The 13345-nt window shown below is 68.2% G+C and carries 12 protein-coding genes; 6 read left to right on the top strand and 6 right to left on the bottom strand.

The genetic code is table 11. From position 1 onward, the window contains the following. Positions 1–41: 41 nt before the first annotated feature. The 6 genes from QRN21_RS08345 (at position 42) to QRN21_RS08320 (ending at position 3905) form a co-directional block, all read left to right on the top strand. Positions 42–773 (top strand): SGNH/GDSL hydrolase family protein, encoded by a 732-nt coding sequence (locus QRN21_RS08345; protein ID WP_285363643.1) that lies wholly within the window; start codon positions 42–44, stop codon positions 771–773. Positions 774–869: 96 nt separating this feature from the next. Further along, positions 870–1430, top strand: coding sequence for a threonine/serine exporter family protein (locus tag QRN21_RS08340; protein ID WP_285363641.1), 561 nt, complete (start codon positions 870–872; stop codon positions 1428–1430). Between the two features lie 205 nt (positions 1431–1635). Continuing rightward, a complete protein-coding gene (locus QRN21_RS08335) occupies positions 1636–1986 on the top strand; it encodes a PadR family transcriptional regulator (RefSeq protein ID WP_285363640.1) in 351 nt (116 codons plus the stop codon). Position 1987: 1 nt separating this feature from the next. Further along, entirely contained in the window at positions 1988–2359 is a 372-nt protein-coding gene (locus tag QRN21_RS08330) for a DUF1048 domain-containing protein (protein WP_053098372.1), read from the top strand. Further along, positions 2356–3141, top strand: a complete 786-nt coding sequence (locus QRN21_RS08325; RefSeq protein ID WP_285363639.1) for an ABC transporter ATP-binding protein — start codon at positions 2356–2358, stop codon at positions 3139–3141. The genes QRN21_RS08330 and QRN21_RS08325 overlap by 4 nt, the downstream gene beginning before the upstream one ends. Continuing rightward, on the top strand, positions 3138–3905 hold the full coding sequence (locus QRN21_RS08320) for an ABC transporter permease (RefSeq protein ID WP_285363638.1): 768 nt from the start codon (positions 3138–3140) through the stop codon (positions 3903–3905). The genes QRN21_RS08325 and QRN21_RS08320 overlap by 4 nt, the downstream gene beginning before the upstream one ends. Positions 3906–4166: 261 nt before the next feature. Here QRN21_RS08320 and QRN21_RS08315 read toward each other — a convergent pair whose 3' ends face one another. The 6 genes from QRN21_RS08315 to QRN21_RS08290 form a co-directional block, all read right to left on the bottom strand. After that, positions 4167–5639: a lipase maturation factor family protein gene (locus QRN21_RS08315; RefSeq protein ID WP_285363637.1), complete on the bottom strand. Its 1473-nt coding sequence runs from the start codon at positions 5637–5639 to the stop codon at positions 4167–4169. Positions 5640–5829: 190 nt separating this feature from the next. Further along, positions 5830–8130: a GEVED domain-containing protein gene (locus QRN21_RS08310; protein ID WP_285363635.1), complete on the bottom strand. Its 2301-nt coding sequence runs from the start codon at positions 8128–8130 to the stop codon at positions 5830–5832. A gap of 288 nt (positions 8131–8418) precedes the next feature. After that, positions 8419–9336: a glycine betaine ABC transporter substrate-binding protein gene (locus QRN21_RS08305; protein ID WP_053098368.1), complete on the bottom strand. Its 918-nt coding sequence runs from the start codon at positions 9334–9336 to the stop codon at positions 8419–8421. A 76-nt stretch (positions 9337–9412) separates the two neighbouring features. After that, positions 9413–10441: an ABC transporter permease gene (locus QRN21_RS08300; RefSeq protein ID WP_056277616.1), complete on the bottom strand. Its 1029-nt coding sequence runs from the start codon at positions 10439–10441 to the stop codon at positions 9413–9415. Further along, positions 10441–11745, bottom strand: coding sequence for a quaternary amine ABC transporter ATP-binding protein (locus QRN21_RS08295; protein ID WP_056275952.1), 1305 nt, complete (start codon positions 11743–11745; stop codon positions 10441–10443). The genes QRN21_RS08300 and QRN21_RS08295 overlap by 1 nt, the downstream gene beginning before the upstream one ends. A 444-nt stretch (positions 11746–12189) precedes the next feature. Beyond that, positions 12190–13311, bottom strand: a complete 1122-nt coding sequence (locus tag QRN21_RS08290) for a class I SAM-dependent methyltransferase (RefSeq protein WP_285363634.1) — start codon at positions 13309–13311, stop codon at positions 12190–12192. Positions 13312–13345 lie beyond the last annotated feature (34 nt).

The raw sequence follows: 13345 nt of genomic DNA, 5'->3' as shown, positions 1-13345 counted from the left end.
GGCACCAGTCTTCCACTCTCGCCGCCGCTAGGCTCTAGGGCGTGCCGAATGCTGACTCCCCCGCCTCCGCCGCATCCGACCTCCGCCGCATCGCGGCCTCCCTCGCCGGAGCCGAGCCGCTGAACTGGGTCATCACCGGAGACTCGATCACGCACGGGCTGCTGCACACGCAGGGCGGGCGCAGCTACTCCGAACATCTGCACGAGCTGATCCGCGGCGAGCTCGGGCGCACCCGTGATGTCGTCATCAACAGCGCCATCAGCGGGCACCGCATCACCGACATCCTGAACGACTGGGACCGTCGTGTCGCATCGTGGCACCCCGACGTCGTGACGCTGATGATCGGCACGAACGACCTGGCGACCGGCCCCGGCCAGGTCGCCGTCGAACCCGGCGACTTCGCCGCGTCACTGCGCGAGTTCGTGTCGCGCGTCCGTGCCACCGGCGCCGTCGTCGTGCTGCAGACCCCACCCGCGATCGACATCGTGAACGCCCCCGGTCGCGAGAGGGTCGCCGAGTTCGCGGATGCCGTGCGCACCGTCGCGGCATCCGAGGACGTGATCCTCGTCGACCAGCACGCGCGCTTCATCGAGCTGGGCAACGGCGGTGTTCCGTGGGGGCTGATGGGCGACCCGTTCCATCCGAACGCCGCCGGTCACGCCGCGCTGGCTCTCGAACTCGCGAACGCCCTCGACATCTGCCCGCAGCCCGAGGCCGATCGCACCCTGCCGCTGCTCGAGGCGCAGGTCGCGATGGCGCGCCTGAACGGCTGATCGCGGCGGTCGCCCCGCCCGGGTGAGATCACCCCCCGCGGCGCCCCGAACCCCAATACGCTGAGCGCATTCGCAGACGACAGCGGGGGTGGCGACGTGTCTCATGTGGTGGCGACGGGCGCAGGCAAGGCCATGATGGAGCGTCGGAACGATCCGACGCACGACTACATCCTCAGGCTCACCCGCAAGGAGAGACCTCGAGTGCTGTTCGTCGGCACGGCGACGGGCGATGACGCGGCATACATCGTGAGCTTCTACGCGACGTACGACTCCGACCGCTGCGCACCGCATCATCTGCCCCTCTTCCACCGATCGATCGACGACGGCGACGACGAGGAATCGCGAGTCGCGATCCGGTCGGCGACCAACGCCTCGTTCCGCTTCGACCAGATCGCGGCCCTGTACGAGTTGATCGCGCAGGCGCGCACCGCCTCGGTGTCGCCGCTCGACGGCATCCGTCGCCTGAACGAGATCGGGGCGATGCGTCCACGGCTGGGCTGGGTCACCCGCACGTTCGGGCATGCCGTGCTGACGACCGGCTTGGCGCTGCTGCTCGCCCCCACCTGGCAGGGCGCGATCGTCGCCTTCGTGCTGGGTGCGGGCATCGGGCTGCTCAAGCTCGACCGGCTGCTGCCCTGGCGGCGCGCTCACGACTGAGCCGCGCTCGCGCTCAGCCCGGCCGCGGATCGCTCAGCCACCCGGGCGGCAGCAGCCCGCGCAGCACGAAGCGCGACCGTCAACGCGGCCACCGGGCGGCTTCCGAGAAAGTTCAGTATTCGGTGTTGCTAAGTACCGGTACTCAGTGTTACTTTGTACCGGTACCCAGCAACACTGAGTACCGAACCAACGAAAGGAGGCTCTCATGGGCAAGCAGATGACCGAGATGCTCAAGGGCACACTCGAAGGCATCGTCCTGGCACTCCTCGCCGAGCAGCCGGCTTACGGCTACGAGATCACCAGCCGCGTGCGCGACCACGGATTCACCGACATCGCCGAGGGCACGATCTACGCACTGCTGGTGCGCGTCGAGCAGAAGAAGCTCGTCGACGTCGAGAAGGTGCCGAGCGAGAAGGGACCGCCCCGCAAGGTGTACTCCCTGAACGCCGCAGGCACGCAGGAGCTCGAGGAGTTCTGGAAGACGTGGAGCTTCCTCTCCGAGCACATCGAACAGCTGAACACGAACAGCACGAACACGAACAACAAGGAGAACTGACATGGCCGCCAAGTGGATCGAAGCGCTCACCGGATCGCTCGAGCAGAAGAAGCAGTACCGCGATGCGAAGAAGCGCATCGACGCCCTCCCCGAGCCGTATCGCACGGTCGCCAACGCCCAGCACCGCTACACGATGTACTACGGGGGCATCACCGACGGCGACATCCTCGTGCAGATCTTCCTCGACCTCGCCGATCTGTGGGAGCGCGCCGCCATAGACGGCACCCCGATCGACGACATCGTCGGCGACGACCCCGTCTCGTTCGCCGAGACCTACGCCGAGGCGTACGGCGGAACCCACTGGATCGACAAGGAGCGCGCCCGCCTCGTCACGGCGGTCGACGACGCGAAGAAGAAGGAGTCACGATCATGAACGCACCAGCGATCGCCGTTCGCGGCATCGAGAAGTCCTACAAGGACCTCCACGTGCTGCGAGGCGTCGACTTCGAGGTCGAGAAAGGGACGATCTTCGCCCTCCTCGGCTCGAACGGCGCCGGCAAGACGACGATGGTCCGCATCCTCTCGACGCTGCTGAAGTCGGATGCCGGCGCAGCCACCGTGCAGGGGATCGACGTGGCCGCCGACCCCCTCGGCGTCCGTCAGCGCATCAGTCTCACCGGTCAGTTCGCCGCAGTGGACGAGATCCTCACCGGACGCGAGAACCTCGTGCTCGTCGCCCAGCTGCGCCACCTGCACGACCCCGGAACGGTGGCCGACGAACTGCTCGCGACGTTCCGGCTGACGGATGCCGGGGGCCGCAAGGTCGGCACCTACTCCGGCGGTATGCGCCGCCGACTCGACATCGCGATGAGCCTCGTCGGGAATCCCGAGGTGATCTACCTCGACGAGCCGACCACCGGTCTCGACCCCGAGGCCCGCATCGAGGTGTGGGACGTGGTGAAGAAGCTCGCGAACACCGGCACCACCGTGCTGCTCACCACGCAGTACCTCGATGAAGCCGAGCAGCTGGCCGACCGCATCGCGATCCTGCACGAGGGTCGGATCATCGCCAACGGCACCCTCGCCGACCTCAAGCGGCTGCTGCCCGCGGCGAAGGTCGAGTACGTCGAGAAGCAGCCCACCCTCGAGGAGATCTTCCTCACTCTCATCGGACCGAAGTCGGGTTCGACCACCGGAAAGGAGAACGCAGCATGAGCACGCACTTCGCCGCCGATACGGCGACACTCACCGGCCGCTCGATGCGGCACATCTTCCGCAGCCCCGATACGATCATCACGACGGCGGTCACCCCGATCGCCCTGATGCTGCTGTTCGTCTACGTCTTCGGCGGGGCTCTGCAGACGAGCACCGGGGTCGACAATTACGTGAACTATCTGCTTCCGGGCATCCTGCTGATCGCGATCGCGTCCGGCATCGCCTACACGGCGTTCCGGCTCTTCACCGACATGCAGAGCGGCATCTTCGAGCGCTTCCACTCCATGCCGATCGCCCGATCGAGCGTGCTGTGGGCGCACGTGCTCACATCACTCACCGCGAACGCCATCACCCTCGCGATCATCTTCGCGGTCGGGTTCGTGACGGGATTCCGCACCGGGGCGAGCGTCTGGGCCTGGCTCGCCGTCATCGGCATCCTGATGCTGTTCACCCTGGCGCTCACGTGGCTCGCGATCATCGCGGGGCTCAACGCCAAGACGGTCGACGGGGCGAGCGCGTTCTCGTATCCGCTGATCTTCCTGCCGTTCATCAGCTCGGCCTTCGTGCCGACCGACACGATGCCGGGTCCGGTGCAGTGGTTCGCCGAGAACCAGCCGGTCACCTCGATCGTCGACACCATCCAGGCGCTGTTCGCCGAGCAGCCGGTCGGCACCGACATCTGGGTCGCTCTCGCCTGGTGCGTCGGCATCCTGGTCGTCGCCTACGTGTTCGCGATCATCTCGTACCGCAAGAAGGTCAGTTGAACGTCTGCAGTGAGACGGAACGCTCCGTCCGGGCCCCGCGCCCGGCCGGGGCGTTTCGCCGCGCTCGGCGTCGGCTTCTTCTGCGCACTCCCGCGCCCCTCGTGCACTCACTCCCGCACCCTCGTGCCTTCATGCCGGAGGAGATCTGCGATTCGGAGGATGAATCTCGGCAATGTGCCCTCCCGATCGCAGATCTCCTCCGGAACGATGGTGGGGGATGCCGGATGCCGGATGCGGATGCCGGATGCTGTGCGCCGCGGCCTACCGCAGCCCGAGGGGGCCGAGCACGACAGACTGGCGCGTGCGCACCCACACCCCGGCGCCGCCGCGCCGTTCGGCCCGCGTCGCGAAGCGGTAGCGGTATGACACGGCGCGCACCCACCGCGGCGGCTCACCGTCGAACGGGTCGGACCGCAGCAGAGCGAGCGTCGGAGCATCGGCCTCGAGCAGTCGCAGCAGGAAGACCGTGAACCAGTCGTCGAGCGAACGGCCGAGCGGCAGGAACCACATCAGCCAGTCGAGGCGCAGATGGTACGGCGCGAACTGCCCCGGGATGCGTCGCACGTCGCCCGGCTTTCCCTTGAACTCGTACTCGCGCCACAGCAGACCGTCGTCGTCGACCGATCCCTCGACGACGATCTCGACCCGCTGCTTCGTGACCGTGCCGAACGCTCCGTAGGCGTTGCCGATCTGCCACCGGTTGAAGCTCGCGTTCATCAGCTGCCGCCGCGCGAACAGGTTGCGCAGGGCGGGCCCACTCAGCGCCACGACGAGCACGCCCACGGCCGCCGTGAGCACGAACCAGTACAGCGGGATGCCGGGCCACAGCGTGTCGTCCATCGCATCGTCGCGCGGTGCCGCGCCCACCCCCGGCAGTCCGATCGCCGAGAAGGCGATCACGATCGTCACCCAGTTCAGCCAGGCGAAGTTGCCTGTCGCGACGAGCCACACCTGGGTCGCGATCATGATCGTCGCGGCCACCGCCCCGACGATCTGGGGCACGGGACCGGGAATCCAGACCGACAGCAGCGGAGCGAACACGAAGAAGGGCACGACGAGCTGCGCGACGTGGTTGCCGACGACCTCGGCGCGATGGAACCACCGTGGCAGCAGATGGGCCTGCCTGCTGAGCGGCCCCGGCATGGGCTGCGTCTCGTGGTGGTACATCAGCGCCGTGAGGTCACGCCACTCCCGCCCGCCGCGGATCTTGATCATGCCGGCACCGAACTCGACACGGAACAGCAGCCACCAGAACAGCACGATCACGACGGTCGGCGGAGGCTGATCGTTCGAACCGAGGAAGGCTGCCAGGAACCCCGCCTCGAGCAGCAGCATCTCCCAGCCGAACGAGTAGAAGGTCTGACCGATGCTGACCACCGACATGTATCCGAGCCACAGCGCGAGGAAGCACAGCATCGGCACCCACGGCGGACCCCACTGCGGGATGCCGACGACCAGCGCCGCGGACACGACGATCCCTGCCCCGCACAGCAGTCCGAGCCTGCGGTCGGAGTACCGGACGCGGAGGAAGAGGGTCGGATGCAGCATCCGCCGTCGTGACTCCTTCTGCCCGATCCAGTCGAGCAGCGCCGGTGCCGGCAGCAGCCCGTGCTCGCCGAGCAGCGGTCGGAACTGGTTCAGAGTCGAGATGAACGCGACGAGATAGAGCGCCGCGACGCCCCGTTGCAGGACCTCGCGGGCGAACCCGAAGTCGACCGCCGCGAACCCGTCCACGGCCACAGGCTAACCCCGGGTGCGACAGGTCTAAGAGGGGGTTGCGCGTGCCGGGTGGCGCCGTGTCGGGAGTCGCCGTGTCAGGAGACGACCAGCGATCGGGAGGAGAACGGCGATCGGGAGGAGGATCCACCGGGGACCCCCCTCCCGACCGCAGATCTCCTCCCGATCGCCGACGACTCGACCCGGGTCAGCTGACGGCGTCGAGCACTTCCTCGCGACGCCCACGCCGTGCGCGACGGATCTCCAGCGCGACCACGCCCGCGATCGCGAGCGCGATCAGCAGACCTCCGGTGAGCGTGAAGCCGTGCGTCCCCGTTCCGCCCGCGGCCGGCAGCTCGAACACAGGCACGTCCCGCACCGACACCGTGCTGCCGGCGAGGGTGACCTGCGGACTCGACTGCCCGTCGGCGATCGACAGCACACCGGCCGCTGACACGATGATCTTCACCGGCTCGGCGAGGAGTGAGAACCCTTCCGGAGCCGTCGTCTCTTCGAGCCAGTACGTGCCAGGGCGCAGGCCCGCGGCGGTGAACAGCCCGACCTCGGCCCCGGCGATCAGCCCGGGAGTCACCGGCGCACCGGGAACCCCCGCGGCGTCGGCGAGCAGCCGGAAGCCCGACCCGTCCATCCGCACCCAGTCGCCGTTGACGTCTTCGCCGAGCTTCTCGACGATGAGCGAGGCCAGCACCTCACGCGTGGTCGCGTGGGCCGGATCGGTGTCCGTGACCCGAGCCCCGCCCGACGCCGGCTGCCCTGAGGCGGTCGCCGTGTTCTTGTGCAGCACGCCGCCCGTGGTCGGGGCGGGGTAGGTCGCGGTGAACACGACCGACTCCCCCGGATCGAGCGTGCCGTCCCACGCGCCGACGGGAAGGATCGAGGCGGCCGCGATGACGTCATCCGCGAGCTGCACGGCGGTCAGCACGACATTGCCCGTGTTCGTGACCCGGAACTCGAACGTCATCGCCGATCCGGCGTCGACGGCGACTCCCGGCGCGGTGTTCGCGTCGTCGCCGTTCACGAGCTTGACGACCTCGATCGCGGGTGCCGCCGCGGCGAGGGTGAGGATGTAGTCCTCGACCTCACCGGACTGCGAGATGCCTCGCGGGTCAGCCACTTCCGCAGCGGTGAACGACGTGCGCAGACGCAGATACGTGTCACCCACGACGGCCGTGCCCGGCACCGTCCACGAGAGGTTCACCGAGGTCGCACCGGCGAGGAAGGCGGCCTGCACCCGCTCGGTCGCATCGAACGTGCCGTTCTTGTTGAAGTCGATCCATCCGGCGACCGTGCCGGGCGACGTGGTGCCCGACAGCGGGATCGGCAGCGAGTACGCGGTGCCGCGGATCGCGCGCGGAGCCCGGATGCCGTCGGCGATCGCGTCATCCGTGTCGAGCGAGGCTCCTGCACCGGCGTTCGGCGAGAGCGTCGGCTTGGCCGTCGCGTCGGCATCCGACGTGATGCCCGCACCGAGGCGCAGCGGACCCTGGACGTGCACCGCGGCCTGAGCGGCGTCGTAGCTGCTCGGCGCGTCGCCCATGTCCTCGTGCAGCCGGATCGAGAGTCGGATCAGGTCGCCGAGGCTCTTGCCCGGGTCGTAGGTGTTGTACCCGTTCGCCCAGCCACCCGCCGCCGGCGCCCGCTGGATGTGCGTGCCGAGATTCATGGTGACCGTCTGGAAGGTGCCCTTCAGCACGACGGAGCCGCAGCCGGCGAGCGCCGTGCTGGTCATCGTCCGCCCAGCCAGCTCGGCCGCAGTGGGGAGCATGGTGTTGCACCGCGAGCTGCTCGTCTTCGTCGCAGCGGTGAGCGTGGTGGGGGTGACGCTGAGGTTCTGCGCGCCGGCAATCGGAGCGAAGGTCACTCCGGGTGTCACGATGTCCATCTGCATGGCGATCCAGCCCGCGGCTGTGCGGTCACCATCGGCATCCGTCTTCATCGTGAATCCGTTGCCGGTGATGATCTCGCAGAACGTGTCGGCTGTATTGCGCTCCTCGACGCACTGGGCGTAGCCGCCGAGACCGGAGATGTCGATGATCGGATCCGTGACCGCGCGGCTGAATGCCACGGTGAGGGTGCCGTTCTTGTTCGCGCAGTAGCCTGAGAAGTCCAGGCCGTCGCACATGCCGGCGCCGGCCTCGAGTCCTACCGTCGGCGTGGTCGCGACGTCCAGGCCGGGCGCGAACATCGCGTTGGTCGCGCCGTATCCGTTGTGCGGCGTGGTCGCCAGGAACTGCACGCCGGCCGAGCCCGACTTCGTGGTCGCCGGGTTCACCGTCAGTGTGGCCGTGACTCCGCCGCGGTAGTTCATGGTCGCGCTCGTCGCGGTGCGCGTCGTGCTCAGCGCTTCCTCGATGGCCTCTGCCGGCTGCTGCGTCATCGGCAGCCCGCCGGCGAGCAGGATCGCGCCCATCAACGCGACTCCGAGGACCGTTCGGAGGCGACGGCGCCCTCGGGGTACGCGTGCGGATGCCGGTGCGGGTGCTGTCATGAGGTCCTCGAATCACAGGGACATCTCGCAGGAGTTCCGGGATCCGAGCAACGGACCGATGCGCATGGCAATCAGCCCCGGCGAAGCATGTCTGGGGTGTCGTCGATCTTTCGACGGCACTCACAAGACGTGGGGCTCGCGACATCGCGACGGGGGTGCATGGCCGCTGTTTCGGTACATCAATACACCCGCCCAGACACAGCGATGGGCGGAGGATCCGTGACAGATCCTCCGCCCATCGGAGGGGAGTCCACCCGCGTGAGGACGGACTCGTTCCCGTGAGTCAGGTCAGCTGACGACCCAGTCGAACTGGTCGCCGTTCTCCTCGAGCCACGCGTCGATGGCATCCGCTTCCTTGCCCTCGCCGTACTCGTTCACGACCATGTCCTCGAGCGAACCGTACTGCTCGTCGTCGAGCTTGATCTGCTCGATCAGCTCGGCGGCCTCGGGGAACTCCTCCGCGAAGCCCTTCGTGCCGAGGAAGTGCAGGGCCTCGGACTCGCCCATCGCACCCTTGGGGTCTTCGAGGTCCTTCACGGGGAAGGCGTCGTTGGCCCAGAACGGACGCCACAGCGTCACGACGATGTCCTCCTGCTTGTCGGTCGCCGACTTCAGCTCGGTGAGCATCGCCGCGGTCGACGAGGTGACGAGCTCGTACTCGCCGTCGAGACCGTACTCCGGCATCATCTTCTGGGTCTGCGCGGTGAGGCCGGCACCCGGCTCGATGCCGTAGATCTTGCCGTCGAGCTCTGCGCCCTTGCCCGCGAGGTCCTCGATCGAGTTCAGGTCGGAGTACTCCGGAACCGCGAGGGTCAGCTTCGCGTTGTCGTAGTACGCGCCGAGGTCCTCGATGTCGTCGCCGTACGTCTCCATGTACTCGGCGTGCGTCAGCTCGGGCCAGGCCGACGGGTACATGTCGACATCGCCCTGCGCCAGACCGGTGTACAGCGGACCCGCCTCGGTCAGCGTCTTCATCTCGACCGTGTAGCCGATCTTCTCGAGCTGGTCCTGCAGCAGGTATGCGGTGCTAAGTCCGTCGGTCCACGAGGGCAGGAACCCGAGGGTGATCGTGCCCTTGTCGCCCGAACCGGACTCGCTGCCGCCGGTGTCTCCGCCGGTTCCGCCCATGCCGTCACCGCTGCAGCCGGCGAGGGTCAGTGTCGCTGCGGCGCCGATCGCCGCGATGGTCAGGATCTTCTTCTTCATGTGTATGTCTCTCGTTCCGTATATATAGGTGCTGTGTTGCTGTGTACTGCGTGTTCTCTTGTGCGGAAGGGATGAGTCAGTGCACGCCGCCGCCGACAGGGGCGCGGCGCGGGGAGGCCTTCAGTCGCTCGGCCTCGGCGTCGGCATCCAGCGCGTCGGCCGCGTCGGCCGATGCGGGAGCGGATGCCGTCGCCGTCGTGTCCGCCTCGGCGGAGGCGGCATCGAGACGCTTCTGCGTGCGGCGACGCGCCAGCATCCCGAGCAGCGACGAGCGGTTGCTGCCCAGGTCGCCGAGGGCCGCGGTGACGCGGTCGAGGAAGACGGCGATGAGCACGACGCCCAGACCGGCCTCGACGCCCTTGGCGATGTTGATGGTCGAGATCGCCTCGACGACGATCTTCCCGAGGCCGTCGGCGCCCGCCATACCGGCGATGACCGCCATCGACAGCGCGAGCATGATGACCTGGTTGACGCCGGCGAGGATCGTCGGCATCGCGAGCGGGAGCTGGATGCCGCGCAGGATCTGACCCGGCTTGGCGCCGAATGCCTGACCGGCCTCGACGGTCTCGGAGTCGACTCCGCGGATGCCGAGCTCGGTCAGTCGCACACCCGGAGGCAGCGCGAAGATGACGGTGGCGACGAGACCGGGCACGACGCCGATGCTGAAGAACACGATCGCCGGGATCAGGTAGACGAACGCCGGCATCGTCTGCATGAAGTCGAGCACGGGCTTGAGCACCGCGCGCACGGTGGCGTTGCGGGCCGACCAGATGCCCAGCGGCACCGCGATCAGCACGGCGATCACCGCGGCGACGAGCACGAGGGCGAGGGTCTGCATCGCGGGGACCCAGAGGCCCATGGCCACGATCAGACCGAACGAGACGATCGTCCCGATCGCGAGCTGCCACGAGCGCACGAGCCACGCGATGAACGCCGCGATCAGGATGATGACCACGAAATGCGGGCTCAGCAGGGCGCGGGTGAGGCCGTCGACCAGGAAGCTGACCACGAACGAGATGACGTCGAGCAGACCGTCGAGGTTCGTCTTGATCCAGTCGACTCCCGTTGCGACCCAGCTGCCGAGAGGAATGCGAAAACCATCCATCAGCGCACCTCCTCCGTCGTCGTCGCGACCGGCAGCGGCTCGGCCGTCCATCCGTCATCGAGCACGGCATCGATCTCGGCCTGCGGCATCGGAAGAAGCGGCAGGGTGAGCTCGCCCGTGGCACCGGGGCCGGGGCCCAGGGCTGCGAGCAGGGTGATGCGTGGGATCACGCCGACGAGGCGCCCCTCGGCATCCACCACGGCCAGAGGCAGCGGCGATTCGACGGAGGGGATGAACAGGTTCATCAGCACCTCGTCCTTGCTGACGCTCTGCGGCGCCGGCTTGATGATCGAGTCGAGGGTCGACACCCCCTGGCGCACGAGCTTGACGGCATCGCGGTCGGTGACGATTCCCAGCAGCTTGCGGTCGCGACCGGTCACGTAGGTGGCCGACATGAACGCGTCGCGCATCTGGCGAAGCGCCGTCCGGGGGCCGGCGGTCTCGGCGACGACCGGGCGCGGGCGCTCCATGACGTTCGCGGCGGTGAGCACGCGAGCGCGGTCGACGTCCTGCACGAACTGCTCGACGTAGTCGTTGGCGGGGTCCGTGAGGATGTCCTCGGGCGTGCCGATCTGCACGATGCGACCGTCGCGCATGACAGCGATGCGGTCGCCGAGGAACATGGCCTCGTTGAGGTCGTGGGTGATGAAGACGATCGTCTTCTGCAGCTTCTCCTGCAGTTCGAGGAGCTGCTCCTGCATCTCGCGACGGATCAGCGGGTCGAGGGCGCTGAACGCCTCGTCCATGAGCAGGATGTCGGAGTCGGCGGCGAGCGCACGGGCGATGCCGACGCGCTGCTGCATGCCGCCCGAGAGCTCGGACGGGAACTTGTCGGCCTGGCCTTCGAGACCCACCAGGGTGAGGATCTCCTCGGCCTTCTTCAGTCGCTCGTCCTTGCCGACGCCCTTGAGCTCGAGCGGATAGGCGACGTTCGCGGCGACCGTGCGGTGCGGCAGCAGGGCGAAGTGCTGGAACACCATCGAGACGCGGTCGCGGCGGATCTCGCGGAGTCGTGACGACGGGATGCCCGTGATCGGGTCGCCGTTCACGATGACGGATCCGTCGGTCACATCGTGCAGGCCGTTGAGCATGCGGATGATGGTGGACTTGCCGGAACCGGAGAGCCCCATGATCACGAAGATCTCGCCGCGGTTCACGGTGAAACTGGCGTCGATGACGGCGGCGGTTCCTGCGTCGCCGACGGCGGATCTGCTCTCACCGGCCTTGAGTCGACGGACGGCACTGCTCGGATTCTTCCCGAACACCTTGTACAGATTGCGCGCTTCAAGAGCGATTTCGGACACGTTTCCCCTGCGGCTCGCCTTCGGGTGGCTGAGCCTGCTTCGGTTACGCCCGGGTGATCCTCCCGGCCGTTTCGAGTTGGAGCTGTGGCGGCGCGGACGGCGGATTTCGGATCCACCGCGATAGAGCATCGACCGTACGTCCACGCCTCTTCGCAGCACAGCACATTCGAAAGAAGGACGTGGTCGCGGACTGGTCTTCGGGCCGTCAGGCCCACCAACCAACGTAACGAAATGGCCGGTCAGGGGCAAATCCACGATCCCTAGTGCCGTTCAGTTTCGTCGGCTGACCGGGGGATTGCGCGGGTTTCGGACGCGGTCGCGGCGCGGTTCTGGTCGGCGATTTCGTTCGGCCGTTCGCGCCTGCGTCGGCCCGATCCCGAGCATTCGGCCGCGGGAAGTGCGTGTGACCGAACGACGCCCAGTCGGCGACGGATCAGCGCCGGATCAGCGCCGGATGCTGCGCGTGACCGTGAACTTCGGGGTGCGCGCGAGCTGCTCGGTCGCCCCGACGAGCCGGGTCAGTTCGGCGCGGTACCCGAGCGACGAGTTGAAGACCGTGAAGAGCTCTCCGCCGGGGCGGAGGATGCGGGCGGCGGCCTCGAACAGTCGGGTCGCTGCCCCGGTGTGCACGCTGCTGCCGAGGTGGAAGGGCGGATTGAGCAGCACGACGTCGGCGGTCGCGTCGGCGATCTCCGAGCCGGCGTCGTCGTGCATGACGGTGACTCGATCGTCGACGCCGTTCGCGACCATCGTGGCGCGGGCCGAGGCGACGGCCGCCGCAGATCGGTCGGTGGCGATCACGCGGGATTCCGGGTGCGCGAGGGCGTAGGAGGCGGCGAGCACGCCGGTCCCGCAGCCCAGGTCGACGACGATCGGAGCCGGGCTCGGCTGTTCATCGAGACCGAGCACCTCGAGCAGAACCCGCGTGCCGATGTCGAGTTTCGCCCCCGCGAACGCGCCGCCGTGCGCGACGAGCACGAGCCCGTCATGCCGCTCCGCGACCGGGAACGGCGGCTCAGCGGGGGCCGGCCGCGGCTCGGACGCGACCACCAGCCGCGACTTCCGCTCGGCGCGCTGCGCCTGCACCGTCTCGAAGCTCCGCGCGAGCACCTGGTTCTGCGTGATGGTCATGTGCTTCACGCGCCCGCCGGCGACGAGCACCACATCCGGGGCGGCCCGACGCGCTACGGCATCGGCGATCTCCTCGAGCTCGGCGAGCGCCTTGGGCAGCTGCAGCAGCACGAGCCGCGCGCCGTCGAGCAGAGCGGCGTCGAGCTCGTGAGTGGAGAATCCCGTCAGCCCGAGCTCCTCGGCGTTGCGGGCGAGCGCGCGTCGCCCGGTCGCGAGGTCCTGATGCACGCGGATGCCGTCGAGTCCGCCGTCCGTCAGCGCGAGCGTGATCGCCCCGTATTCGTCGCCGATCACCGCGATCTCGCGCCCCGAGAAACCGGAGAAGTCCGGCGCCAGCGCGCGCTCGACGAGCAGCAGGTCGGTCGCGTCGTGCGCCTGCAGATTGTCGGCCTCGACGTCGGGCCAGCGGCGCAGGCGGCTGTAGGGGAAGTCCACTCCTCCAGAGTACGAGCGACCCCTCTTGACCGCG

It is taken from the genome of Microbacterium sp. LMC-P-041, from assembly GCF_030209555.1.
Classification (GTDB): Bacteria; Actinomycetota; Actinomycetes; order Actinomycetales; family Microbacteriaceae; genus Microbacterium.
Note: the sequence above shows the minus strand (reverse complement) of the source record. Positions and strands in the feature narration are given on the sequence as shown.